Origin of the sequence: Geminicoccus sp. (genome assembly GCF_035556675.1) — a bacterium.
Taxonomy (GTDB): Bacteria; Pseudomonadota; Alphaproteobacteria; order Geminicoccales; family Geminicoccaceae; genus Geminicoccus.
Map to the genome: position 1 here is coordinate 17,636 of NZ_DATMFZ010000032.1, position 25,157 is coordinate 42,792.

The 25,157-nt window shown below is 69.7% G+C and carries 23 protein-coding genes; 6 read left to right on the forward strand and 17 right to left on the reverse strand.

Annotated features, from left to right (window positions below; all coding sequences use genetic code 11):
• Window positions 1–36: 36 nt before the first annotated feature.
• From VNS22_RS02310 to ehuB, 5 genes are read right to left on the reverse strand one after another with little or no spacing between them, the layout of a single operon-like run.
• Entirely contained in the window at window positions 37–741 is a 705-nt protein-coding gene (locus VNS22_RS02310; RefSeq protein WP_325729194.1) for a GntR family transcriptional regulator, read from the reverse strand.
• Window positions 738–1,517 carry an ectoine/hydroxyectoine ABC transporter ATP-binding protein EhuA gene (gene ehuA, locus VNS22_RS02315; RefSeq protein WP_325729196.1) on the reverse strand — a complete coding sequence of 260 codons (780 nt, stop codon included), beginning with the start codon at window positions 1,515–1,517 and terminating at the stop codon, window positions 738–740. Before ehuA ends, VNS22_RS02310 begins: the two co-directional genes overlap by 4 nt.
• Window positions 1,517–2,179 carry an ectoine/hydroxyectoine ABC transporter permease subunit EhuD gene (gene ehuD, locus VNS22_RS02320; RefSeq protein ID WP_325729198.1) on the reverse strand — a complete coding sequence of 221 codons (663 nt, stop codon included), beginning with the start codon at window positions 2,177–2,179 and terminating at the stop codon, window positions 1,517–1,519. The genes ehuA and ehuD overlap by 1 nt, the downstream gene beginning before the upstream one ends.
• Before the next feature lie 17 nt (window positions 2,180–2,196).
• A complete protein-coding gene (gene ehuC / locus VNS22_RS02325) occupies window positions 2,197–2,925 on the reverse strand; it encodes an ectoine/hydroxyectoine ABC transporter permease subunit EhuC (protein ID WP_325729200.1) in 729 nt (242 codons plus the stop codon).
• 45 nt (window positions 2,926–2,970) lie between these two features.
• Window positions 2,971–3,828: an ectoine/hydroxyectoine ABC transporter substrate-binding protein EhuB gene (gene ehuB, locus VNS22_RS02330; RefSeq protein ID WP_325729202.1), complete on the reverse strand. Its 858-nt coding sequence runs from the start codon at window positions 3,826–3,828 to the stop codon at window positions 2,971–2,973.
• Between the two features lie 246 nt (window positions 3,829–4,074).
• Here ehuB and VNS22_RS02335 point away from each other — a divergent pair, with 246 nt between their 5' ends.
• Both VNS22_RS02335 and VNS22_RS02340 read left to right on the forward strand, forming a co-directional pair.
• On the forward strand, window positions 4,075–5,259 hold the full coding sequence (locus VNS22_RS02335; protein ID WP_325729204.1) for a Xaa-Pro peptidase family protein: 1,185 nt from the start codon (window positions 4,075–4,077) through the stop codon (window positions 5,257–5,259).
• Between the two features lie 8 nt (window positions 5,260–5,267).
• On the forward strand, window positions 5,268–6,455 hold the full coding sequence (locus VNS22_RS02340; protein ID WP_325729206.1) for a Xaa-Pro peptidase family protein: 1,188 nt from the start codon (window positions 5,268–5,270) through the stop codon (window positions 6,453–6,455).
• Window positions 6,456–6,781: 326 nt separating this feature from the next.
• Here VNS22_RS02340 and VNS22_RS02345 read toward each other — a convergent pair whose 3' ends face one another.
• Window positions 6,782–7,174 carry a helix-turn-helix domain-containing protein gene (locus VNS22_RS02345; protein ID WP_325729208.1) on the reverse strand — a complete coding sequence of 131 codons (393 nt, stop codon included), beginning with the start codon at window positions 7,172–7,174 and terminating at the stop codon, window positions 6,782–6,784.
• 83 nt (window positions 7,175–7,257) lie between these two features.
• Between VNS22_RS02345 and VNS22_RS02350 the strand changes: the two genes are divergently transcribed.
• Complete coding sequence (locus VNS22_RS02350; protein WP_325729210.1) at window positions 7,258–7,989, forward strand: SDR family NAD(P)-dependent oxidoreductase; 732 nt, start codon at window positions 7,258–7,260, stop codon at window positions 7,987–7,989.
• Window positions 7,990–8,329: 340 nt separating this feature from the next.
• Here the strand turns inward: VNS22_RS02350 and VNS22_RS02355 are convergent, their stop codons facing one another.
• The 9 genes from VNS22_RS02355 to VNS22_RS02395 form a co-directional block, all read right to left on the reverse strand.
• Window positions 8,330–9,154 carry an SHOCT domain-containing protein gene (locus VNS22_RS02355; protein ID WP_325729212.1) on the reverse strand — a complete coding sequence of 275 codons (825 nt, stop codon included), beginning with the start codon at window positions 9,152–9,154 and terminating at the stop codon, window positions 8,330–8,332.
• Between the two features lie 117 nt (window positions 9,155–9,271).
• Complete coding sequence (locus VNS22_RS02360; protein ID WP_325729214.1) at window positions 9,272–9,856, reverse strand: GNAT family N-acetyltransferase; 585 nt, start codon at window positions 9,854–9,856, stop codon at window positions 9,272–9,274.
• 65 nt (window positions 9,857–9,921) lie between these two features.
• Entirely contained in the window at window positions 9,922–10,575 is a 654-nt protein-coding gene (locus VNS22_RS02365; protein WP_349261686.1) for a methionine ABC transporter permease, read from the reverse strand.
• Window positions 10,556–11,653 (reverse strand): methionine ABC transporter ATP-binding protein, encoded by a 1,098-nt coding sequence (locus VNS22_RS02370; protein WP_414653296.1) that lies wholly within the window; start codon window positions 11,651–11,653, stop codon window positions 10,556–10,558. The genes VNS22_RS02365 and VNS22_RS02370 overlap by 20 nt, the downstream gene beginning before the upstream one ends.
• Window positions 11,654–11,764: 111 nt before the next feature.
• The gene (locus tag VNS22_RS02375) at window positions 11,765–12,586 is read right to left on the reverse strand and encodes a MetQ/NlpA family ABC transporter substrate-binding protein (RefSeq protein WP_325729219.1); all 822 of its coding nucleotides are present in this window, start codon (window positions 12,584–12,586) and stop codon (window positions 11,765–11,767) included.
• Window positions 12,587–12,729: 143 nt separating this feature from the next.
• Complete coding sequence (locus VNS22_RS02380; protein WP_414653298.1) at window positions 12,730–14,043, reverse strand: S41 family peptidase; 1,314 nt, start codon at window positions 14,041–14,043, stop codon at window positions 12,730–12,732.
• Window positions 14,043–15,173 carry a murein hydrolase activator EnvC family protein gene (locus VNS22_RS02385; RefSeq protein ID WP_325729223.1) on the reverse strand — a complete coding sequence of 377 codons (1,131 nt, stop codon included), beginning with the start codon at window positions 15,171–15,173 and terminating at the stop codon, window positions 14,043–14,045. The genes VNS22_RS02380 and VNS22_RS02385 overlap by 1 nt, the downstream gene beginning before the upstream one ends.
• 4 nt (window positions 15,174–15,177) lie before the next feature.
• Entirely contained in the window at window positions 15,178–16,716 is a 1,539-nt protein-coding gene (gpmI, locus tag VNS22_RS02390; RefSeq protein WP_325729225.1) for a 2,3-bisphosphoglycerate-independent phosphoglycerate mutase, read from the reverse strand.
• Window positions 16,717–16,899: 183 nt separating this feature from the next.
• Window positions 16,900–18,576 (reverse strand): TolC family outer membrane protein, encoded by a 1,677-nt coding sequence (locus tag VNS22_RS02395; RefSeq protein ID WP_325729227.1) that lies wholly within the window; start codon window positions 18,574–18,576, stop codon window positions 16,900–16,902.
• 357 nt (window positions 18,577–18,933) lie between these two features.
• On the opposite strand from VNS22_RS02395, the gene VNS22_RS02400 reads away from it, so the two are divergent.
• Both VNS22_RS02400 and VNS22_RS02405 read left to right on the forward strand, forming a co-directional pair.
• Window positions 18,934–21,201, forward strand: a complete 2,268-nt coding sequence (locus tag VNS22_RS02400) for a type I secretion system permease/ATPase (RefSeq protein WP_325729229.1) — start codon at window positions 18,934–18,936, stop codon at window positions 21,199–21,201.
• Window positions 21,201–22,571 (forward strand): HlyD family type I secretion periplasmic adaptor subunit, encoded by a 1,371-nt coding sequence (locus VNS22_RS02405; protein ID WP_325729231.1) that lies wholly within the window; start codon window positions 21,201–21,203, stop codon window positions 22,569–22,571. Before VNS22_RS02400 ends, VNS22_RS02405 begins: the two co-directional genes overlap by 1 nt.
• Before the next feature lie 57 nt (window positions 22,572–22,628).
• Here VNS22_RS02405 and VNS22_RS02410 read toward each other — a convergent pair whose 3' ends face one another.
• Window positions 22,629–23,204, reverse strand: a complete 576-nt coding sequence (locus VNS22_RS02410; protein WP_414653301.1) for a YqgE/AlgH family protein — start codon at window positions 23,202–23,204, stop codon at window positions 22,629–22,631.
• Window positions 23,205–23,432: 228 nt separating this feature from the next.
• On the opposite strand from VNS22_RS02410, the gene VNS22_RS02415 reads away from it, so the two are divergent.
• On the forward strand, window positions 23,433–23,918 hold the full coding sequence (locus VNS22_RS02415; protein WP_325729236.1) for a peroxiredoxin: 486 nt from the start codon (window positions 23,433–23,435) through the stop codon (window positions 23,916–23,918).
• A 444-nt stretch (window positions 23,919–24,362) separates the two neighbouring features.
• Here the strand turns inward: VNS22_RS02415 and VNS22_RS02420 are convergent, their stop codons facing one another.
• Complete coding sequence (locus VNS22_RS02420) at window positions 24,363–25,127, reverse strand: glucose 1-dehydrogenase (RefSeq protein ID WP_325729237.1); 765 nt, start codon at window positions 25,125–25,127, stop codon at window positions 24,363–24,365.
• Window positions 25,128–25,157 lie beyond the last annotated feature (30 nt).

Here is a 25,157-nt window from a genome sequence, read left to right on the forward strand (position 1 = left end):
ATGATCGGACGCCGCGCGGGTTCTGTCCACGCCCGGTCAGCGGCGCGCGGCATCCGCCCGGCGGAGCATGCGCTGGAAGCTCATCGAGATGTGCACCCGGCGCAGATGCCCGACCGACACGATGTCGCCCAGCCGCACCGCCGCCAGGATCTCGACCATCTCCTGGCGGAAGGCGGAGAACTCCTCCTGCAGGTTCATGGTCGGCAGGAGCTTCAGGACGATCCGCGAGGTCTGGTAGTAGAGCCGCTCGCTGATCTCGCGCAGCGGCTGGTTGCCGATCATGGCGCTGATCTCGGCGAAGAAGGCCATGTTGAGGCGGGCGAACGCCATGTGGTCGAGCCGGCTGGCCGCCTGCTCGTCGCAGCGCTCGATCAGTGCCTCGATCCGGCCGATCGCGTCGGCATCGGGCTGCACCGGCGCCAGGCGGCCCATCAGCGCGGCCAGCTCCAGGCGCAGGTGATAGACCTGCGCCAGCTCGTCCAGGTCGACATCGGTCACCAGCGTGCCGACACCATGGACGATGCTGACCAGGCCCTCGTTCTCCAGCCGGGTCAGGACCCGGCGCACCGGCGTGCGGCTGACGTTGAACTCGAGCGCCAGTTCCTCCTCGGACAGGCGCGTGCCCGGCGGGTAGGCCAGCATGCAGATCCGGTCGCGCAGGATGCCGTAGATCCGGTCCGAGCGCTCGCGCGCGGTGGCCGGGGCCTCGCCCGGCTCGTCCGGCAGGACGGGTGCGGTCATATCGCTTCCAGGCAGGCGCTCAGGAACTGCCGGGTCCGCTCGTTGTGCGCCTGGCCGAAGATCTGCTCAGGGGGACCCTGCTCGGCGATCCTGCCGCCATAGAAGAAGCAGACCCGGTCGGCAAACTCGCGGGCGAAGCCCATCTGGTGGGTGACCATCAGCATGGTGAGATCGAGCTCAGCACCCAAGCGCCGGATGACGTTCAGGACCTCGCCCACCAGTTCCGGGTCCAGCGCCGAGGTCACCTCGTCGAACAGCATGACCTTGGGCCGCATGGCAAGGGCGCGCGCGATGGCGACCCGCTGCTGCTGGCCGCCGGAGAGCTGGGAGGGGTAGTGGTCGAGCTTGTCCCCTAAGCCCACCATCTGCAGGAGCTCGGTGGCCCTGGCCCGCGCCTCGTCCTGGGAGAGCTTGAGCACGGTGACCGGCGCCTCCATGCAGTTCTTCAAGGCGCTCATGTGCGGGAACAGGTTGAAGTGCTGGAAGACCATGCCGATCTTGCCGCGCATCCGGCGCAGATGGGCGTTGTCGGCCAGCGCCAGCCCGCCATTGCGCGGCATGTGGGTGAGCGGCTCACCGTCCACCCAGATCACGCCGTCATTGATCTTCTCCAGCGTCATCAGCATGCGCAGCACGGTGGTCTTGCCCGAGCCGGACGGGCCGATGATCGCGACCTTCTCCCCCGGCAGGATCTCCAGGTCGAGATTGTCCAGGACGGTGAGCGCGCCATAGCGCTTGGTCACGCCGTCGAACTTCACCATGGGCTGGGGCGTCATCAGCGTGCTCCGATGCGGTTGAGGCGGCGTTCCACCATGCGGATCAGGGCAGCGGCGACCAGGCTGAACAGCAGGAAGAACGCGCCCACCAGCGTGATCGGCTCGATATAGCGGAAGGTGGTGGAGCCCAGGATCTTGGCCTGCTGCATCAGCTCCAGCACGGCGATCGCCGAGAGCAGCGGCGTTTCCTTGAACAGGGCGACCAGATAGTTGCCGAGTGCAGGCACCACCGGCGGGATCGCCTGGGGGATGATGATGTCGCGGAAGGTGTGATAGGGGCTGAGGTTTAGTGCCACCGAGGCTTCCCACTGGCCGCGCGGCACGTTGTCGAGCCCGGCGCGGAACACCTCGGCGCAGTAGGTGCCGTAATGGAGGCCCAGCGCCAGCACGCCTGCGGTGAGCGCGTCCAGGGACAGGCCGAACTCCGGGAAGACGAAGTAGAGAAAGAAGATCTGGATCAGGAGCGGCGTGGAGCGGATGAACTCGACCAGGGCCGCGACCGGCAGGGCGATCCAGGCAGCGCGCGACATCCGCAGGATGGCGAAGACGAGGCCCAGCACCAGCGCCAGCACGAAGCCCATGAGCGTCGCCTGGATGGTGACGAGCGAGGCCCGCGCCAGCACCGGCAGGATCTCGAAGGCATAGCTCCAGTCCCAGAGCATGACAGGCGGTCCCTTCCCTAGTGGCCGCGGCCGCGGGCCATGGCGCCCGCCGCCTTCTGCTCCAGCGCCTTCATGCCCACGGTGATGACCGCGGCGATGGCCAGGTAGATCACCAGCACGATACTGAAGATCTCGGCGGTGCGGAACGTGGTCTGGTTCATCTGCTGAGCGCGGAACGCCAGGTCCCCGATCGTGATCAGCGAGACCAGCGCGGTCGATTTCAGGAGCTCGATGAACAGGTTGCCCCAGGGCGGGATCATCGCGACGAAGGCCTGGGGCAGGATGACCCGGCGCAGCGCCTCGGTGCGGGTCATGTTGAGCGCCACCGTGGCCTCCCACTGGCCGCGCGGCACGGCGCCCACCGCGCCCCGCACCACCTCGGCCCCATAGGCGCCGATGTTCAGGCCGAGCGCCGCGATCGCCACGGTCATCGGCGGCAGGGTGACGCCGAACAAGGGCAGGACGAAGAACAGCCAGAACAGCTGCACCAGTGCCGAGGTCCCGCGGAACAGCTCGATATAGGCCACCGCCAGCCAGCGCAGCGGCCAGGGCCCGTACATCTTCAGGAGACCTGCGGTCACCGCGCAGACCACGGCGACCACGGCACCGGCCGCGGTGATCTGGACGGTGATCCAGGCCCCTTCGAGGAGCCCCGGGATGAACTCCCGAAAGCCCGCGAAGGAGGCGACGATCAGGCCCGCCGTGAAGCTCACGACCGCAGCCACCACGACCGAGCGCATCACCATGTCGTGTCTCCGCCGGATGATCGGCGACCGTGCATGGTCAAGGGATCACTCGCCAGCGCAAAGCTCGGCGGTGGTCTTGGTCGGCAGGAAGTCCTTGCCGAAGCCGAACGGCTCGACCAGGGCCAGATGCTCCTCCGAGCCCAGGAAGTTCTTCAATTCGGCGTTGAACGCCTGCTGCAGCTCGGTGTCGTCCTTGCGGAACGCCACCGCGCCATGGCCGGTCACCGACTTGCCGGCGACCTCGCCGAACGGCTTGGTCGATTCCACGCCCTCGTTCTTGGCCGCCATCTCGGCGATGGAGAGCGCGGTGAGCGCCGCGGCATCGGCGCGGCCGGCCTTCACGGCGGCCACCAGGCTGGACTGGTCGGGCAGCAGCACCAGCTGGGACTGGTCGATCCCGGCATCGGCGGCGTAGCCCGCCTCGACCGCCCCGGCCATCACCGCAAGCTTCAGGTCGGGATTCCCGGCGATGCTGCCATAGTCGGCGATCCCCTTGGGGTTGCCCTCCTGGACCAGCATGGCCTGGCCGATCCCGTAGGTGGGCTCGGAGAACAGGACCTGGCCGCAGCGCGCCGGATTGACGAACATGCCGGCCGCCACGACATCGAACCGCCCGGCCTGCAGGCCCGGGATCAGCGAGCCGAACTCGGTGAGCACGCCGTCGATCTCGGCGATGCCCAGCTTCTTGAGGACCGCGCGCACCACCTCAGGGGATTCGCCGGTGAGCTTGCCATCCGGGGTGGCGAAGCCGAACGGCGCCTCGTTGGCAAAGCCCACCCGGATATAGCCGGCTTCCTTGGCGGCCTCGAGGGTCGACTGGGCGTGGGCCTGGCCCACCGACAAGGCGGCGGCCGCAGCGAGCAGGGCGGCCATGGCACGACGCGACAGGATCGTCTTCAGCATGATGCGTCCTCCGTTGCAGGTTGGGCATTGCATATTGGGCAGCCTCTCGCCCGCGGGCAGGTCGCTCGCGCACAGGGTCCGTGGCTGATGAACTTCACGATCCGTTGAGGGTGCATCACTGCCACGACAGATTCAAGAGTTGTGTACATCTTCAGTGCGTACGCACGAATCCATCTTGATGAGAAGCAATTCCCCGCCAAAGATTGGCACTGCATGTATACATGCATGTGCTTCAGGATGATCACCGTGCAGCAATGGTCGGATCCCGGCGGGGCGGAAGCCGCCGGCGTGGTGGATACCCCCTTCCCGCCCGGCGAGTTCGCCGCGCGGATCACCGCGGTACGCCAGGCGATGGTCGAGCGGGAGCTCGATCTCCTGCTGGTCTCCTCCCCGGAGAACCTCGTCTACCTGACCGGGCTCGACCATTGGGGCTATTTCGCACCGCACCTCCTGATCCTGCCGCTGGCCGGCGAGGCGGTGCTGATCACCCGGGCGATGGAGCGGGTCACCGTGACGACCCAGGTCCGCCATGCCCGCTTCGCCGGCCATCCCGACCATGAGACGGTGGCCGATGTCGCCTATCGCGAGCTGGGCGGCCGGCCGCTCGGGCGGGTCGGCTTCGAGCCCGTCAGCAGCGGCCTGCCGATGGCGCTGGGCCAGGCCCTGCAGGCGCAGCTGACCGCGCGCGCCTTCGTCGATGCCAGCGGGCTGATCGACGCGATCCGGATGGTCAAGAGCCCGGCCGAGCAGGCCTGCCTGCGTGCCGCCGCCAAGGTGAGCGATGCCGCGGCCAGCGCCGCGATCCAGGCGGCCCGGGCCGGCGCCAGCGAGGCCGAGATCGCCGCCGCCAGCCTGGCCGCCATGGCCCTGCACGGCACCTATCCGGGCTTCGGCCCCTTCATCCGCGCCACCAGCCGGCTGGGCGAGGAGCATACCAGCTGGAGCCAGCAGCGGCTGCGCGCAGGGGACACGCTGTTCCTGGAGCTGTCGGGCTGCGTCGCCCGCTATCACGCCCCGCTCGGCCGGCTGCTCCATATCGGCCAGGCTCCGCCGGAAGCCCATGCGATGGCGGCCGTCGCCAAGGAGGCATTCGCCGCGGTGGTGGCGAGCCTGAAGGACGGCGTGCTCGCCCGCGACGTCTATGCCGCCTGGCAGGGCGTGGTGGACCGGGCCGGGCTCGGCCACTACCGCCGCCACCATTGCGGCTACCTGGTCGGGATCGGCGTGCCGCCCAGCTGGACCGGCGGCAACCAGGTCTGGGGCCTGCGCCCGGACAGCGACCTGCCGATCCGCACCGGCATGAGCTTCCACGTCCTGTCCTGGCTGATGGGCACCGGCCAGGGCGACTTCTTCATCTCCGACACCGTGCTCCTGGGCGACCAGGGTGCCGAGGTGCTCACCCACACCCCCACCGACGTGACGATCCGCTAGGACACACCATGGAATTCGGCAAGAACAACACCCCGTTCAGCGAAGCGGAGTTCGCCGAGCGGGTCGCCCGGACCAAGCAGCGGATGGCCGAGGCCGGCCTGGATGCGCTGATCTGCAGCGACCCGGCCAACATGAACTATCTGACCGGCTACAATGGCTGGTCGTTCTACGTCCACCAGGCGGTGGTGGTCCTGCAGGACCTGGAGCACCCCTTGTGGTTCGGCCGCGGCCAGGACGCCAATGGCGCTCGGATCACCACGATCCTGCCGGGCGAGAACATCCTCTACTATGCCGACGAGTTCGTGCAGTCGACCACCAGCCATCCCATGCAGGAGCTGGCGCGCAACCTGCGCGACCGGGGCCTGGGCCAAGGCCGGATCGGGGTCGAGGCGGACAGCTACTACTTCACCGCCCGCGCCCAGGCCGTGCTGGTCAAGGAGCTGCCGGACGCGGAGATCGTGGATGCCGACTGCCTGGTGAACTGGGTGCGCGCGGTGAAGTCGGACGCCGAGATCCGGCTGATGCAGGAAGCCGCGCGCATCACCGAGAAGATCATGACCACCGCGATCGACCGGATGGCGGTGGGTGTCCGCCAGTGCGACGTGGCCGCCGAGATCCAGGCGGCCGGCACGCGCGGCCTGGACGAATATGGCGGCGACTACCCGGCGATCGTGCCCCTGATGCCGACCGGGATCGGCACGTCCTGCCCGCACCTCACCTGGTCGGACGCGCCGTTCGAGGCGCAGACCGGCACCACGATCGAGGTGGCCGGCGTCCGCCACCGCTACCACGTGCCGCTCACCCGCACCGTCTATCTGGGCCAGCCGCCGCAGAAGATGGCCGATGCGGCCAAGGTGGTGGCCGAGGGGATCCAGGCGGCCCTGGAGGTGGCCAGGCCCGGGGCCGGCTCGCGCGACGTCCATGCCGCCTGGACCCGCACCATCGCCCGGCACGGCCTGGTCAAGGATTCCCGCTGCGGCTACTCGATCGGGCTGAACTTCCCGCCGGACTGGGGCGAGCGCACCATCTCGCTGCGCGCCACCGACGACACGATCCTCCAGCCGAACATGACCATCCACTTCATGCCCGGCATCTGGCTGGACGACTGGGGGATCGCGATCTCCGAGCCGATCCGGATCACCGAGACCGGGGTCGCGACCTTCTGCGAGTTCGAGCGGCGGCTGTTCGTGAAGTAGGGCGGGAACACGCTACCCTCATCCCTCCGTCATCCCCCGGCTCGACCGGGGGACCAACCGTCGCAATCCAGCCTTGCTCAGGGATCGGCTGGCCAGGAAGTGCGCCAGACGCGCAACCAAGGAGTTCAGGCGGCTAACAGGGGACCGCCTCCGACCCAAACCGGACTCTTCCGACAGCGGGTTTGCGTAGCATGTCTGGCCGATAGCGGAACGTCTGCTTCCAGGTGCAGTGTCCAAGCAGGCAGCCACTATGCGGCGGGACAAGCTCAGCAGCTTGAGTGGCTGGCGTCCGCATCAGTCTGTACCCGCGATATGTCCCTCGGAGCCTACTCGGCCTCTCTGGCACGGTCATATGCAGTGCTGGCGTCATGGATCGCGTCGCCATGCGCAAGTGCCCAACCGCAGAGCGCCTCGAAGGGCTGACGCAGCGAGTGTCCCAGCGGCGTGATGGCGTATTCCACGCCGATCGGCGCCGTCGGCAGCACGGTCCGCGTCACCAGCCCGTTCCGCTCCAGGCGCTTCAGCGCGTCCGCGAGGGCTTTGTGGGTGATGCCATCGAGGCGCCGCTTGATTTCGTTGAAGCGTGCAGGCTTCGGGCAGAGCACCGTGAGGATCAGGATGGTCCACTTGTCCGCGATCCTGTCGAGCACCGGGCGCACGCGCGCCATGTCGGACTGCGCGCGGGAAGAGAGGGTTTCCAGGTCGGTATCATCGGCCATATCTAAGCTATCCAAAGTGCGTTCTTGCTACCAGATACACTCTGTATATCTAGACCGCCATCGTTGCAGAACAGGAGACGACGATGGCGCGGATGTTGAACAAGGTTGCCCTGGTGGTGGGTGGCGCGAGCGGCATCGGCCTTGCCACCGCCCAGCGGCTGGCAGCCGAGGGTGCGACGGTCTTTCTCACCGGGCGCCGCGCCGAAACGGTGGAGATGGCCGCCGCCACGATCGGTCGGGGAGCACGCGGCCTCGTCGCGGACGCCAGCGTGGCGCAGGACGTGGCGGCGGCCGTCGCCGCGGTGCGGGACACGCATGGCCGGATCGACGCGCTGGTGCTCAATGCCGGGATCTCCGAACCGGCACTGCTGGTCGAGGAGACGACGGAGCACGTTGATCGCCACTTCCTGGTCAATGTGCGAGGCCCCGTTCTCGCTTTCCATGCTGCGGTCGGCGCCATGGACAAGGGCGGCTCGGTCGTGCTCATCGGGTCGATCGCGGACATGGCGGGCATTCCCCACTACGGCACCTATGCCGCCACCAAGGCGGCCTTGCGTTCCTACGCGCGCACCTGGACCGCGGAACTGGCGCCGCGCGGCATCCGCGTGAACGTCGTCAGCCCAGGCCCTACCGACACGGCGATGATAGCGGCCACGCCGGATGAGATGCGCGCGGCGCTGGTTGGGCAGATCCCGCTCGGCCGCATGGCGCGCCCGGAGGAAGTTGCGGCGGCAACGCTGTTTCTCCTCAGCGACGAGGCGAGCTACATCGCGGGCGCTGAACTCTGTGTCGATGGCGGGATGCGGCAGGTCTGAGCGGTTACGAGCCAGCGGAGGACAGGTCGGGCAGCGATCGCCAGCCTAGTTGGAGGCGCCATCCCATGACGCCGAGAGGACGGTGCCCTGCCAGTAGCCCGCATATCGCGGCTGGACGGGCGTGCTGGACCAGCCGAAGCACCCCTGAGGTCAAAGCCCGGAAGTCCTGGCCGCGCGGATCGGCACATGGAGGACCGGATGGGGTTCATGGAGACCTTCCTGGGACACGCGTTGCGGAAGCGGCCGCGGGGGCCGCTGACGTCAGGCGCGTATCGGGAGGAGGTTGGTCACCATGGGCTGAGCCATACACGACGGCGGGGCATCCAACACCGGACGGGCGCTAGAGCCGCGAAAGGAGCTCGGCCTTCTTGGCGGCGAACTCCGCCTCGCTGAGGATGCCCTTCTCCTTCAGCCCGGCCAGGCGCTCGATCGTGGCGAGGATCTGGTCCTGGTCGGCGGCGCCGGGACCGGGCTGTGCCGGGGGCTCGACCCGGGCGGGGGGCGCAGCGGCGGCCGGGGATGCCGATGCCGGTGCCGATGCGGCCCTGGTCGCGACCTGGACCGGCGCCACGATCGGCAGGTCGGCGATCCGGACCAGGCCGTGCTGGCTGGTGAAGGTCAGGGAGGCGTCGCCGCCCTGCTGCTGGCCGAAGCCGGTGATCCGGTGGTCGCCCGTGTCGTAGACGGTGACCCGGCCGTTGATCTCCAGAGCTAGGCGGCGCGTCTGCGGGAAGCAGGCATAGCGGACATGATTCTGGGCGCCGGTGGCGGACGGGCTGCCCAGCTCGGCCGGCCACCAGCTGCCGGCGCCGCTGCCGCCCAGGGTGAAGCTGGCGCCGGAGCCGCCGCCCTGCTGCTGGGACTGGCCGGCGGGTGCCGGCGGTGCCGCGAACAGGTCATGGCGGCTGCGCAGCTGGCCAGCCAGCTCGGTGCAGGCCGCGTCCACCCGCTGCTTCAGGCCGTGGTTGAACATGTCGCCGATCATGACCATGCCGCCCTGCGACCACTGGCCCATGCCGCCCAGGTCGGGATGGCTGAACTGCGCCATGGTGCCGGAACCGGCGGCGAGCGTGCGGAGCAGGACGGCCACGGCCTCGACGGACAGCCCATGCCGTGCCGCGACCTCCTCGGCCAGCCGGCGGCCCTGCGCGCTCAGCTCCTGCATCGACGCTTCTCCCTAGGCCGGAAAGGCGCGCCCGGCACCCGTGCCGGTCGGCCAGGATGAGCAGATGGCGCCGAGCGGCGGCGATTTCCACAGTCCCAGGCCGGCCCAGGGCCGGATTCAGCCGGCCGCCGCGGCCTGCCGGCGCCAGGCGGCCGCGCGCAGCCGGTAGAGCACGTGGTGGCGCATCGGGTGGCCGGCCTCGACCGAGGGGTGCTCGAAATCATCGGCCGGATCACGGCTCATGCCCAGGCGCTCCATCACCCCGCGCGAGGGCAGGTTGGCCGGCAGGGTGAAGGCGACGATTTCCGGCAGCCGGAGTTCCTCGAAGCCGAAGCGCAGGGACTCCCTGGCCGCCTCCAGCGTGTAGCCCTTGCGCCAGTAGGGCTTGAGCAGGCGCCAGCCGATCTCGACCGCCGGCGTGAAATGGGCCGGGAAGGTGGCGGTCGCGATGCCGACCGCCCCGATGAAGGCACCGTCCAGGGTCCGCTCGACCGCCCAGAAGCCCCAGCCATGCTCGGCGACATGCGCCTGCCAAGCGTCCATGATCGCGTCGCTGCGCTCGGCGCTGAGCGGCTGCGGGAAATGCTCCATCACTTCCGGATCGCCGTTCAGCGCCCGGAACGGCGCCCGGTCCGCCTCCTGCCATGGGCGAAGGATCAGCCGCTGGGTCACCAGCCGGCGCGGTTGCGGACGTCCCGCCATCGTGAAAATGCCCCCGTCGAGCTTGCCTGCCGGCAGCATAGCGAGCCTGGGACGGCGCAGACAGGTCAGCGGTGGTCGAGCCGCGCCACCAGCCGGTCGCCCAGCCATTGCAGGCCGCAGACCAGCACGATCAGGACGGCCACCACCGCCACCATGATCCCGGTCTCGAAGCGCTGGTAGCCGTAGCGGATCGCGAGGTCGCCCAGGCCGCCAGCACCGATGGCACCGGCCATGGCGGAGGCGCCGACCAGGGTGATGAGGGTGACGGTGAAGCCGGCCGCCAGGCCCGGCAGGGCCTCGGGCACCAGCACCTCGCGCACGATCGTCCAGCGGTTGCCGCCCATGGCGCGCACCGCCTCGACCAGGCCGCGATCGACCTCGCGCAGCGACACCTCGGCGATCCGGGCATAGTAGGGGATGGCCGCGATCGAGAGCGGCACGATCGCGGCCCAGGTGCCGATCGAGGTGCCGACGATGAAGCGGGTGACCGGGATCAGCGCCACCAGCAGGATGATGAACGGCACGGAGCGGAAGCCGTTGACCACCGCGGCCAGCAGCCGGTTGACCCAGAGGTTCTGGGCGATGCCGCCGCGTTCGGTCACCACCAGGAGCAGGCCGAGCGGCAGGCCCAGGACCAGGGAGATCAGGCCGGACAGGCCGGTCATCAGGACCGTTTCCCAGGTCGAGCGCAGCAGAAGATCAAGCATCATCGTCGACATATCCCAGCCTCTCGACCCGGGCACCCTGTTCCTCGAGAAAGCGGACCGCCCGTGCCGGCGCATCGCCCCGGTTCGGCACGCCCAGGAACAGCGTGCCGACCGGTTCGCCCTGGACGTGGTCGATGCCGCCATGGACCAGCCGGACCGGGGTCTGGAGCAAGGCGGCGAGCCGGCCGATCAGCGGGCTGCGCGCGGCCTCGCCGGCCAGATCGACCTGCAGGATGGCACTCGCACCCTGCACCGGGTCGAGCCTGACGGCGATCCCGGCCGGCAGCTTCGGGCGCAGGGACTGGAGCAGGCTCCGCGTGGTGGGCGAGTTCGGGGTGGCGAACACCTGCCAGACCGGCCCCTCCTCGACGATCCGGCCCTGGTCCAGCACCACGACCCGGTCGGCCACCTTGCGGATCACCTCCATCTCGTGGGTGATCAGCACGATGGTGAGCCCGAGCTTGCGGTTGATGTCCTTGAGCAGGGCCAGGATCGAGCCGGTGGTCTCGGGGTCCAGCGCCGAGGTCGCCTCGTCGCACAGGAGCAGGACCGGCTCGGCCGCCAGCGCCCGGGCGATCCCGACCCGCTGCTTCTGCCCGCCCGAGAGCTGCGCCGGGTAGGCATCGGCCCGGTTGGCCAGGCCCACCAGTTCCAGGAGCTCTCGCACCCGCGCCTGGCGCCGTGCCGCCGGGACGCCCGCGATCTTGAGCGGCAGGGCGACGTTGGCCGCGACGGTCTTGGCCGCGAGCAGGTTGAAGTGCTGGAAGATCATGCCGATGCGGCGGCGCACCGGCTGGAGCTGGCGCTCGTCGAGCCCGGTGATGTCCCGGCCCTCGATCTGGACCCGGCCGGAATCCAGCCGTTCCAGCCCGTTCAGGCAGCGGATCAGGGTGGACTTGCCGGCACCGCTGCGGCCGATGATGCCCAGCACCTCGCCTCGGTCGACCTTGAGCGACACCCCGTTCAGCGCGGCGGTGGCGCCGAAACGGCGCTCTGCTTCGACCACCCGCACGATCGGCTCCGGCATCGGTGGCGATGACGGTGCGGCGGGACGGACCTGCGGTGCGCGTTCCAGGACCATGGCGGCCACGGGGCATCCTCTGAGGCAGTGGCACCGCCAGCACGGTGCGGGTCGATGGCAGGACGGCCCGGGCCAACGGCCCAGGCCAACCAGTTCAGGAGATAGGGCCGGCTCGGCCGGTCAGTAGGCCGCGACACCCGTGCCGCGATAGACGCGGTCGAACACCGCGCGGACCGCCTCGTTCTGGTAGGCGGCCACCAGCGGCGCCACCCAGGGAGCGTCCTTGTCCTCGGTGCGCACCGCGATGAAGTTGCGGTACGGGTTGTTCTCGATCGGCTCCTGGGCGATCCGCTCCTGGTCGGGATCGAGGCCGGCCTTGAGCGCCCAGTCGGTGTTGACCACCGCGGCGTCCAGGTCGTCGATCGCCCGGCCGACCACGCCGGCATCCAGCTCGTTGATCCGGAGGTCCTTAGGGTTCTCGACGATGTCGGTCACCGTCGCGAGGATGCCGGCCTCGGGGTCGAGCCGGATCAGCCCCTCGTTCTGCAGGACGAGCAGCGCCCTGCCCTCGTTGGACGGGTCGTTCGGCACGCCGATCGTAGCACCCTCGGGCAGTTCCGCGACGCTCTTGTACTTGCGGGAATAGAGGCCGATCGGCCAGACGGCCGTGTAGCCGACCGCGGTGATCTCGTAGCCCTGGGACTGGATCTGGGCATCGAGATAGGGCTGGTGCTGGAAGGCATTGGCGTCGATGTCGCCGCGTGCCAGTGCCTCGTTCGGCTGGGTGTAGTCGGAGAACACCACGGGCTCGACCGTCAGGCCCGTCTTGGCCGCCTCGGCGACCACGGCCTGCCAGACCTCCTCGTCCTCGCCGGACATGATGCCGACCTTGATCGTCCGATCCTGCGCCAGTGCCGGCACGCCGGCCAGCATCAACCCGACCACGGCCAGGCACGCTGCCAAGCCACCGCGTCGCGTCCAGGACGACCGGCGGCCGGCCATGACGTTCGCTTCCTGCATGTTCTTCAGCCCGTTCGATGTCATGCCCGGGCCGAAACGGCGGCCAGGGACGATCAGCCAGATAGCTGACCATCCGCGGCGGCAAAATCAACTAATTCTATCGACTATTTCAAGTGCGGCCCGGTTCAGTCGGCCGGGTCGCGGGCACTGTAGAGGGCGATGCCGCGCAGCAGGTCCAAAGCACGCGAGAGCTGGTAGTCCTCGGCGCCGTCCTCCGGGATCGCCGAGGCTTCCGGAGGCAGCGGCGGCGCCACGCCGGGCACCTCCTCGCCCTGGTCGTTGCGCAGCCGGCCGCGCAGGTCCGCCTCGCGCCGCCCGAACGAGTCGTCGGTTTCCTCGATGTTCGCGGCATGCACCTCGATGTCGGGCGTGATGCCCTTGGCCTGGATCGAGGTGCCGGCCGGCGTGTAGTAGCGCGCGGTGGTGAGCCGGATGGCGCCATGGCCCGGGATCGGCATGATCGTCTGCACCGAGCCCTTGCCGAAGGTCTGGGTGCCCATGACGATCGCGCGGCGATGGTCCTGCAAGGCACCGGCGACGATCTCGGAGGCCGAGGCCGAGCCGCCGTTCACCAGCACCACCATCGGCACGCCTTCCAGGACGTCGCCCTTGCGCGCGTTGAAGCGCTGGATGTTCTCGTTCTCCCGTCCGCGGGTCGAGACGATCTCGCCCTGGTCGAGGAAGGCGTCGGATACCGCCACGGCCTGGTCGAGCAGCCCGCCCGGGTTGTTGCGCAGGTCGAGCACCAGGCCCTGCATCCTGCCGCCCATCTCGGCGCGCATCTTGTCGATCGCGTCGCGCATGCCGGACGCGGTCTGCTCGCTGAACGTGGTCAGCCGGACATAGCCGACATTGCCCTCGGCATGGGCGCGCACCGGCGAGATCTTGATGATCGCGCGATTGAGGGTCAGGTCGAGCGGCTCCTCCGAGCCCTCGCGCATCAGGCGCAGGCGGATCGGGGTATCGACCGGCCCGCGCATCTTGTCGACCGCCTCGGACAAGGCGAGTCCGGTGACCGCCTCGTCGTCGATATGGGTGATGAAGTCGCCCGAGCGCACGCCGGCCTTGGCGGCCGGGGTGTCGTCGATCGGCGAGACGACCTTGATCAGGCCGTTCTCCATGGTGACCTCGATGCCGAGCCCGCCGAACTCGCCGCGGGTCTGCACCTGCATGTCCCGGTAGCGGTCGGTGTCCAGGTAGCCCGAGTGCGGGTCGAGGCTGGTGAGCATGCCGTTGATGGCGTTCTCGATCAGCTTCTGGTCCGGCACGTCCTCGACATAGTCCGCACGGACCCGTTCAAAGACGTCGGCGAACAGCTTGAGCTGCCGATAGACCTCGCCGCCGGACTGCGCGGACAGCGGTGCCACTTGACCGACCAGCACGCCTAAGGCGACGGAACCGCCGATCAGTAGCCCAGAGCGTAGAATTCTCGCCGTCATCAACCCCGGACCTTGTCTTCGCGAGCCGCAAGCCACGGCATCGGATCCACCGGCACACCCTTGCGCCGCACTTCGACATATAGGCGTCCCGGCACGCCGGACCCAGCGTCCACCGTGCCGATCCGTTCACCGGCCAGGACCTCCGCTCCGGCCGCCACGCCGAGATGTGCGAATCCAGCCATCAACGTATGGTAGCCATTGCCGTGGTCGATGATCAAGATTTGCCCGTAGGACCGAAATAGTCCGGCGAACACGACCTTGCCGGCTTTCGGTGCCAGGATGATGCCGGAAGCCGGCGGGTCGAGCAGGATGCCGCGCCGGGCAGCACTACCCACGGTCGGCGGCAGCACCGACAGGCCGGCCGGCACGCCGTCCCAAGCAGACTCGTTCCCCCTGGCCAGGGGCCAGGGCAGGTCCCCGACGGTGCCGCCGGGCGGCAGGTCGGCCAGCGCCAGCGCCGCTGCGCCGTCTTCCGGCGTCGCGCGGGCGGGTGCCGGCAGGGGCACTGCCCCTTCCGGCAGGGAAACGGCTGGCAGGGAGGAGAGCGGCTCAGGCTGGCGCAGCTCCATGGCCAGCACGGCCAGCGGCACGTCCTCGATCCGGGCCCGTTCCTGGCCCAGCCCTGCCATGAGCCCGTCCACCGCAGCCATGGCCGCCTCGCCCTGGGCCTGGGCCTGCCTCAGCCGTGCCAGGGCCCGGTCGGCTTCCCGCAGGGTCTGTTCCGAGCGTCCCCAGCCGATGCTGCCGGCCCGCAGTGCCGCCCGGCGGTAGGACAGATCCTGGGTGGCCCCGCCCTCGCCCGCCAGCCGCCGTGCCGCAACCGCCCGAGCGGCGGCACCGCTGAACGCACGACGCAGCGAGCGCGCCCTGCCGGCCGCCTCTTCCAGCCGGATCTCGGCCTGCACCCGGTCCGCCGCGACCTGGTCGATCCGGTTCTGCGCGCCGCTCAGCGCGGCCTCCAGCCCCAGCGTCGCCAGATGGAGGCGGCGGATCCGCTGGGCGCGCTCGGCCAGCTCCGCCACCACTCCGGCTGCGCTCCGGTCCGGCCAGGGTCCCGGGCTGGTGGCAGCGGCCGGCGCCGCCAGGATCGTGAGCGTCGCCAGCAGGGCCAGGGCACCTGGGCGGCGCATCTGCTCAGCGATCCGCCGGCGCTGACGTGAGGAGTGAGCGGCCGGTCATGGTGCCGGGCTGCTCGACCCCCAGCAGGGCCAGCGCGGTCGGCGCCACGTCGGCCAGCACGCCGCCTGCGCCGAGCCCGACCCCGGGCGGTGCTCCCACCAGCACCAGCGGTACCGGGTTGGTGGTATGGGCGGTGTGCGGGTTGCCGGTCTTCGGATCCCGCATCACCTCGCAATTGCCATGATCGGCCGTTACCAGCAGCGCACCGCCCAGGCGTTCGACCGCCGCGATCACCCGGCCGAGGCAGGCATCGACCGTCTCCACCGCGCGGATTGCGGCCGGCAGTACGCCGCTATGTCCGACCATGTCGGGATTGGCGAAGTTCAGCAGGATGAAGTCGGGCCTGGTGTCGGCGATCGCCTGGACGACCCGGTCGGTCAGGCCCGGTGCGGACATCTCCGGCTGGAGGTCGTAGGTCGCGACCTTGGGCGACGGCTCCAGGATCTTCTGGCAGCCCGGCAGGTCCTTCTCCTCGCCGCCGTCGAAGAAGAAGGTCACGTGCGGGTACTTCTCGGTCTCGGCGGCGCGCAGCTGGGTGAGCCCCGCTCCCGCCACGACCTCGCCCATCAGCTCGGTGAGCGGCTCCGGCGGGAACAGGGTGGTGAGCCGCTCGTCCAGCGTGGCGGAGTAGCTGGTCATGCCGACCGCTGCCGCCAGCTCGGGGACCCGCCCGCGCGCAAAGCCCTCGAAGCCCGGGTCCACGAAGGCGTCCATGATCTGGCGCACCCGGTCGGAGCGGAAGTTGAAGCAGAGCAGCCCGTCGCCGTCCCGCATGCCCCGGTAGTCGCCCAGCACCACGGGCTCGATGAACTCGTCGGTCTTGCCGGTGGCATAGGCCTCGGCGATTGCCCGGTCGGCCGAGGCTGCCCGCGGCCCCTGGCCGGCCACGATCGCCTGCCAGCCCTTCTCGACCCGCTCCCAGCGATGGTCGCGGTCCATCACGAAATAGCGCCCGCCGAGCGTGGCGAGCCTCGCTGCGTCGCCCAGGTCCTGCTCGAACGTCGCGACGAACTCGCCGGCCGAGCGCGGCGGCGTGTCCCGGCCGTCGGTCAGGACATGGACCAGCACTTCCAGACCCTGCCCTGCCAGCGCCCTGGCCAGCGCCACCGCATGGTCCTGGTGGGAATGGACGCCGCCCGGCGACACCAGGCCCAGCAGATGGAACCGGCCGCCCTTCGCCCTGACCGCCCGTGCCGCAGCGAGCAGCCGCTCGTTCTGGGCGAGGCTGCCGTCCCGCGCGGCCTGGCTGATCCTGGGCAGGTCCTGCATCACGATCCGGCCGGCGCCGAGATTGGTATGCCCCACCTCCGAATTGCCGAACTGACCGTCCGGCAGGCCCACGGCCGCGCCGTCGGCGCGCAGCGTGGTCACGGGCCACTGCGCCCGGATCCGATCGATCACCGGGGTCGCCGCCAGCGCAGCGGCGTTGTCGCTCGGATCGGCGCGCTGGCCGAACCCGTCCAGCACCACCACCGCCACCGGCCTGATCTTCATGGGAAACCCCTAGCTGCAGTCCTGCCGATCCAGATGGCCAGCCGCACGCCTTGGGCAGGTGCTGACCAGGCCGGACAGGGTCCCCCGGGCTTATCGCTGATCACCATGGCGGTCCAGTGAACCCGGCCGCCCACCCGTCGAGGGGCCGCCGGACGCGCCTGTGGACGCAGCCGGCACGGCCCTTCAGTCGCCGGTGATCGCGTTCCAGAAGCTGCCGAACGATTCGTAGGATGCCCCGCCCTGGGACGGCGCCGGAGCCGGATCCGGACCGGCCGTGGGCTCGACCCTGGCCAGCCCCGCCATGTCCTCCGGGACAGCGCCGTCCGGCCCGGCCGCCGGCGCCACGTCGATGGGCCCGGCCTGGCTAAGGTCACCAGTGGTCTCGACCGGCTCGGCCCCGGGCGGATCGGAGAGCCCCGGATTGCCCGGCAGGGCCGCCGGCTCGCCGGCCGACCGTCCACGCAGCGGGCGGGCTTCCGCGTTCGCGCTCTCGAGCTGCTCGGATTTCCGCTCGATCCGCTCGGGCGTGTTCAGCCGCTCCGGCGTCCGCTCGATGTTGATCTCCTCGCGCGGCCGCTCGACGCCCAGCGTGTCCAGGAGCGCGCCGGTGATCGTGATCGTCCGGTACACGGCGAAGCGCTGCTGGTACTCGGCGGTGGTGAGGTTGACGCGCGACACGAACAGCTCGTTCTCCGCGTCCAGCAGGTCGAGCAGGGTGCGCTGGCCGACGATGAACTGGTCGGCATAGGCGTCGCGGGTGCGACGGTTCGCCTCGACCTGCAGGCGCAGGGTCTCGATCCGGGCCGTGGCGGTGTCCAGCGCGATGAAGGCGGCGCGTGCATCTTCCTCCGCCTGGCGCCGGACCCGGGCGAGCGAGGAGCGCGCCTCGTTCAGGCGGTGGAAGGCCTCGCGCTCCTGCGCGACGTCGGCGCCGCCGCGGAACAGGTTGTAGCGCATCACCAGGAGGACCTCGGCGCCGACATCGCTGCCGTCCACGCCGTTCACGTCATTGGCGGTAGTAGCGCCAGCCTCCACATTCAATCTCGGGTAATAGCCCGCCCGCGCTCCACGCACCTCGGCCGCGGCGACGTCGACATCCGAGGCCGCGATCTGCACGGTGGGGCTGGACGAGGACGCCCGCAGCGCCGCCGCCTCGATTCCGGCGGGCAGGGCCGCGGTCGGCGGCTCCTCCAGTTCCAGGTCCATGGGCGCCATGCCCACCACCTGCAGGTAGGTCGAGCCGGCCCTGGCGAAGTCGCCCCGGATCTGCTCCAGGCTGTCGACGGCCGCCGCGACGCGGGCTTCGGCCTGCCGAACGTCGGCGATGCCGGTGGTGCCGCCGGCCTCCAGGTCCCGGACCTCGCCCAGGATCCGCCGGTGCGCGGCGACGTTCGCCTCGGCCAGTGCGATCAGGTCCAGATTGCGCAGATAGTCCAGATGGGCCTGGATGCCGTCCAGCGCGATGAACTCGGCCGCCTCGCGCACCCGGTTGGACGCACTGTCCACCCTGGCCAGCTGCCGGTCGATCTCGCTGCGGGTGGCGCCGCCGTCGAAGACCCGCTGGGTGAGGGTCAGCGAGGTGTCGGTGCGGAAGCGCCCGTTGCTGTCGTTGCGCGCCCGGGTGCCGATCGAGTTGGTGTATTCCGGACCGCCGGCGATCCGGAGGTCGATCGTCGGCAGAACGAGTGCCCGCGCCTGCTGGAGTTCCTGGTCAACCGCCAGTCGATCGTTGCGGACCACGCCGATCTCGGGGTTGGTGGCCACGGTGGCCCGGACCGTGTCGGCGATCGTGGTCGCCTCGACCGAGCTCGCTCCCAGCACGAGCGCGCTGGTGGTCAGCAGACCGGCCAACACTCGCATCGGGTGGTGTCCACCATATCCTGGCATCCGATCCTTCCGCGCTGTCTCTGGCTACCCGAGAAAAACGGACAGCTACTTTCAACTGTCGATAGACGTCACTCCAAACACGCGTCAACGTCGACGTGTAGGAACCGCGGGCCGGCCTCGGACCCGGAACACGCATTTCCCCAATCGGCCGCAGATGGTGCATGTCAGCAACGCCGGGCCGAGTTGTGTTTAGGAAGCGAGAATGGGAAGGGAAAGCCGACCTGTTGGTGCTAGAACGCCGCCGCATGAGCTTGTGCTCATTCGATCACAGCCGAAAGGCGTGCTGCATGGCGGCAGCCGCTTCATTGCTTCGAGGCCTAAGGAAATACGATGACGGAAGTCCGGCCGGACGATGATCCCGGACGCGCGGTGGGCGACCCGACCGCCGATCCGAGTGCGGTGGCCGATCCGGTCCCGCCGCAGGCGGAGGCCGGTGCCAAGCGGCAGCAGGCGCCGCAGTGGCGGATCCGTGCCGCTACCTCGCAGATCGACGATCCGCTCCTGGCGAGCCTGGTGGCGCTCACCCACCTCCTGGACCGACCGTCCTCGGCCGACTCCCTGCGGGCCGGCCTGCCGCTCGAGGACGAGCGGCTGACCCCTGCCCTGTTCCCGCGTGCGGCGGAACGCGCCGGGCTGGACGCGCGGCTGGTGCGCCGCGGCCTGCGCGACATCGACGAGCTGGCCCTGCCCTGCGTCCTGCTGCTGCGCGACCGGCGCAGCTGCGTCCTGATCTCGCGCGATGACGACAAGGCGCGGGTGATCGTGCCCGAGACCGGCCTGGGCGTGCGCGAGGTCGAGCTGGCCGAGCTGGAGCGCATCTATACCGGCCACGCCTTCTTCGCCCGGCCCGAGCTCGAGCTGAACGAGCGCGACAAGCGCCAGTCAGCGCCCCGATTCGGCAATCACTGGTTCTGGTCGACCCTGTTCAAGCAGTGGCCGGTCTATATCGAGGTCGTGATCGCAGCTCTGCTGATCAACGTCTTCTCGCTCGTGTCGCCGCTATTCGTGATGAACGTGTATGATCGGGTCGTCCCGAACAACGCGCTGGAAACCCTCTGGGTGCTGGCCGCGGGTGCCTTGATCATCTTCGTGTTCGACTTCGTCCTGAAGACTGCCCGTGGCTACTTCGTGGACACGGCTGGGCGAGCCTCGGACGTGATCATGGCCAGCCGGATCTTCGAGCAGGTGCTGGGCATCCGCCTGGCCGGCCGCCCGGCATCGGCGGGTGCGTTCGCCAGCAACCTGCGCGAGTTCGAGACGCTGCGCGACTTCTTCACCTCGGCCACCGTGACGGCGCTGGTCGACCTGCCCTTCATCGTCCTGTTCCTGGCGATCGTGTTCCTGATCGGCGGCAACCTGGTGATCGTTCCGGGCCTGGCCGTGCCGATCGTGCTGGGTGTGGGCCTGCTGATCCAGCTGCCGCTCGACCGGATCGTGAAGGAGACCTTCCGCGAGACCGCGATGAAGCACGGCCTGCTGGTCGAGGCGATCAACGGGCTGGAAACCATCAAGAGCGTGGCGGCCGAGGGCCGGATGCAGCGCTCCTGGGAGCGGCTGGTCGCGGCCACCGCCAAGACCGCCAACAAGGCGCGCTTCCTGTCGTCGCTCACCGTGAACTTCGCCTCGACCTCGGCCAACCTGGTCTATGTCGGCATGGTGGTGATGGGGGTCTACAAGATCGCCGAGGGCGAGCTCACCGTGGGTGCGCTGATCGCCTGCACGATCATCGGCAGCCGGGCGATGGCGCCGCTGGGCCAGGTGGCGGCCCTGCTCACCCGGTTCCACCAGTCCAAGACCTCGCTGGAAACGCTCAACAACATCATGGCGCTGCCCACCGAGCGGCCGGACGGGGCCCGCTTCGTCCACCGCCCGCACCTGCGCGGCGACATCGAGTTCAAGAACGTCACCTTCACCTACCCGAACCAGAAGCTGCCGGCGCTGCGCAACGTCTCGTTCAAGATCACCGCGGGCGAGCGGGTGGCGCTGATCGGCCGGATCGGCTCGGGCAAGACCACGATCGAGAAGCTGGTGCTGGGCCTCTACGAGCCGCAGGAGGGTGCCGTGCTGGTGGATGGCACCGACGTCCGCCAGCTCGACCCGGCCGACCTGCGCCGCTCGATCGGCTGCGTGCCGCAGGACGTCTACCTGTTCCAGGGCTCGCTGCGCGACAACATCACCCTGGGGGCGGCCTTCGTCGACGACCAGGCGGTGCTGCGCGCCGCGCGGATCTCGGGCGTGGAGGAGTTCGCCACCCGCCATCCGATGGGCTACGACCTCCATGTCGGCGAGCGCGGCGAGGCGCTGTCCGGCGGCCAGCGCCAGGCGGTGGCGGTGGCGCGGGCCATGCTGCTGGACCCGCCGATCCTGATCCTGGACGAGCCGACCAGCGCCATGGACACCGGTGCCGAGAACCGGCTCAAGGCGCGCCTGGCCCGCGAGGTGGCGGGTCGGACCGTGCTGCTGGTCACCCACCGCCAGTCGATGCTGACCCTGGCCGACCGGATCCTGGTGATCGACAACGGCCGGGTCGCGGCGGACGGGCCGAAGGAGAAGGTGTTGAAGGCGCTGGCATCCGGCCAGATCCGGGGAGAGCGGTGATGGCGAACCGTCCGGCCACTCAGGGTGCTCCGGCCAGCGTTGGCGACTGGGTGCTGGGGGGTGCGCCCGAGCAGGCCTTCATCCCGGGCGCCCATGGCGCCTCGCGCTGGAAGCCCCGGCTGTTCAGCCACCTGATCCTGTGGTGCGTGGTGGCCTTCGTGGCCGTGTTCATCTGGTGGGCCCAATGGGCGACGCTGGACGAGGTCACCCGCGGCGAAGGCCGGGTCATCCCGTCCCGCCAGGTCCAGATCATCCAGAACCTGGAGGGCGGCATCCTGGCCGCGACCCTGGTGCGCGAGGGCGACATGGTCGAAAAGGACCAGGTGGTCGCAAGGATCGACAATGTCCGCGCCGCCAGCGACTATCGCGAGAACGTGATCCGCTATTACGGCCTGCTCGCCTCGGTGGAGCGGCTGCAGGCCCAGATCGACGACCGCGAGATCCAGTTCCCCCAGGAGGTGCTGGACCAGGCACCCATGATCGCCAAGAACGAGCTGAGCCTGTTCCAGGCGCGCCGGCAGCAGCTCGACGACCAGATCTCGGTCCTGAACCAGCAGGTCGAGCAGCGGCAGAACGAGCTGCGCGAACTGGCCAACAAGGAGGCGAGCCTGTCGGACTCCCTGGATCTCGCCCGGCAGGAGCAGGAGATGGCCGCCCCGCTCGCGGCGCGCGGCATCTTCTCCAAGATGGACGCGCTGCGGCTGCAGCGGCAGGTGGTCGAGCTGGAGGCGTCGCTGGAGCAGGCCCGGCTGCAGAAGCCCCGGGCGGAGAGTGCCCTGAAGGAGGCGTACCACCGGATCGAGGCGGTGCGCAGCGAATACCGCTCCGAATCCCTGCGTGAGCTGACCCTCAAGCGCACCGAGCTGCAGAGCATCCAGGAGGTGGTCTCGGCCGGGGCCGACCAGGTGCGGCGCACCGAGGTGCGCTCACCGGTGCGCGGCGTGGTCAAGCAGATCAAGATCAACACGGTGGGCGGCGTCCTGCCGCCCGGCGGCGAGATCATGGAGATCGTGCCGATCGAGGACACGCTGCTGGTCGAGGCGATGGTCCGCCCGTCCGACATCGCCTTCCTGCGGCCGGGCCTGCCCGCCACGGTGAAGATCACCGCCTACGACTACTCGATCTATGGCGGGATGCACGGGCGGGTCGAGGACATCAGCGCGGATGCCCTGGCCAACCAGCGTGGCGAGACCTTCTTCCGGGTGCGGGTGCGGACCGACAAGGCCCATCTCGGCACGGACGAGCGCCCGCTCGAGATCATCCCTGGCATGACCGCCCAGGTCGACATCCTGACCGGCAAGAAGACGGTGATGGACTATCTGCTCAAGCCCATCCTGCGCGCCCGGTCCGAAGCCCTGCGCGAGCGCTGACGGAGATTTGGGGGCACGCTGCGGCGTCGCCCCCTGCTCCTGCCCCGGCCTCGAACGTCAGGCGTGCCCTGCGGCACCGGACAGGAGCAGCGGGTCGACCTTCAGCTTGGCCATCGCCCGGTCCCATTTGCTCTCGTCGTTGCGGTCGAACACGATGTCCGCGTCCCCCGGCACCAGCAGCCAGCCATTGTCCATGATCTCGGCATCGAGCTGGCCCGGCGCCCAGCCGGCATAGCCCAGCGCCAGCACCAGGCGCCTGGGACCCTTGCCCTCGGCGATCGCCCGCAGGATCTCGACGGTCGCGGTCAGCGCGAACGACTCGTCGATCACCAGTGTCGAATCCAGCCGGTACTCGGCCGAGTGGAGCACGAAGCCGCGATTGGTCTCGACCGGCCCGCCGACATGGACCGGCTGATCGTCCGGCTGCCCGTTTCCGTCGATGCCGAGCTGCTGGAGCACGGCCGGCAGGCGGAGCTGGTCGATCGCCTGGTTGACCACGATGCCCATGGCACCCTCGGGCGAGTGCGAGCAGACATAGACCACCGACTTCGCGAAGCGCGTGTCGGCCATGCCCGGCATGGCGATCAGCATCATGCCGGTGAAATGCGGATGGGTATGATCAGGGGCAGCCATGGCATGCACATAGGCGCGCGGCCCCGGCGCGCCAAGATGGTCCCGTGACCGTTCGTTCATCCGCATAGCCTGTACCCTGGATGGCGCAGGCCGTCCGGGGGGGCGTGCGGGCAGTTGCGTGGTCGGGCCCGGTACTCCATTTCTCGTCCACGGGCCAAAGCGGCCCGATTCGAACATGAGCAATCCGCCCGGCGCCGCGCCGGGGCGTGGCGACAGGATGAACGAGACATGGCGATCCGTGTGGGCGATCGGCTGCCCGAGGCCAAGTTCAAGATCCGCACGGCCGAGGGCCTGGAGGACGTGTCGACGAGCCAGGTGTTCGGCGGCAAGAAGGCGGTGCTGTTTGCCGTGCCGGGCGCGTTCACCCCGACCTGCCACAACCGGCATCTGCCGAGCTTTCTCGAGCATGGCGAGGAGCTGAAGGCGAAGGGTGTGGAAGTCATCGCCTGCGTGGCGGTGAACGACGCCTTCGTCCTGGACGAGTGGGCCAGGGTCAATGACGTGCAGGGCCGGGTGCTGATGCTGGCGGACGGCAACGGGGCGTTCACCAAGGCGATCGGCATGGAGCTGGATGCGTCGGGGGCCGGCCTGGGCATCCGCTCGCTGCGCTACTCCATGCTGCTGGAGGACGGCGTGGTGAAGGTCCTGAATGTCGAGGAGAGCCCCGGCGTCATGGAGGTCACCGGCGCCGACCGGCTGCTGCAGTCCCTCTGATCCGCCTGCTGGCCGGCGAGCCCTTTGCCGGTTCCGGCAGCCTGCCCTGGTGCGGCCTGCCCGCCCGGGCGGGACCCGGGCGAATCGCCGCCGGTGCATGGGTGCCGTAGCAGCGCACCGGGCAGGTTCACCAAGCCCGTAGGCCGCAGCGCGCGATGCCCTGGTCCGCCCGCCTGTAGGTCACGGTGCTGCCAGCACGATCCGCCATGGGCTGACGCCGCCGAGCCTGTCGTCCGGCGGCGTCAGCGCAGATGCACGGCGGATGCAGCCAAGAGACCCGGACGGCACTCGAGACGCTCCACCAACCTGCTCCGGTAGCGCCCCAGGCCCGCATGCCGACCTTGGTCAAGACCGGCATCGTCCGGATGACGACGGAACCCGGATCGGATCATGTGCGTCCGGCCGGGCCCCGATGCAGCACCGGGCCCGGCCGGTCCGGCTGCGCTAGAGGCTGGTCGAGATCCCGCCGTCCACCATCAGCAGATGGCCGTGCACGTAGCTGGCCGCATCGGAGGCGAGGAACACGACCGCACCCTTCAGCTCGGCCGGATCCGCCCAGCGGCCGGCCGGGGTGCGGCTCTTGACCCAGCCAGTGAAGGCTTCGTCGTCGAGCAGCGCCCGGTTCATCTCGGTGGCGAAGTAGCCGGGGCCGATCGCGTTGACCCGCACCCCCTTGCCCGCGAGCTCCGCCGCGAGCGAGCGGGTCAGCCCGTGCAGGCCGGCCTTGGCGGCGACATAGCCATGGATGGTCGGGCGCGCCAGGACCGGGACGACCGAGCCGGTATTGACGATGCTGCCGCTGCCCTGGCGGAGCATCACCCGGGCAGCCTCGCGCGCCATCCGGAAGCAGGCGGTCAGGTTGACCGCCAGCACCCGCTCGAAATCCTCGTCGGCCCATTCCACCAGCGGCCGGCGATGCTGGATCCCGGCATTGTTGACCAGGATGTCGAGCCGCCCGTGCCGGTCGGCCAGGCGTGCCACCTCGGCGGCCGCGGCCGCTCCGTCCGAGACGTCGAACGCCGCCGCCTCGGCCGAGAGGCCCTGCGCCCGCAGGGCCGCCGCGCGCTCCTCCAGGCTGGCGGCGTCCCGCCCGTTCAGGACCACGGTGGCGCCGTGCTCGGCCAGCCCCTCGGCCATGGCGAAGCCCAGGCCGCGCGAGGCGCCGGTCACCAGCGCCACCCTTCCACTGAGATCGAACAGCTTGGACATCGGTTCCCCCTGGCCCTGATCGTGCTCCTG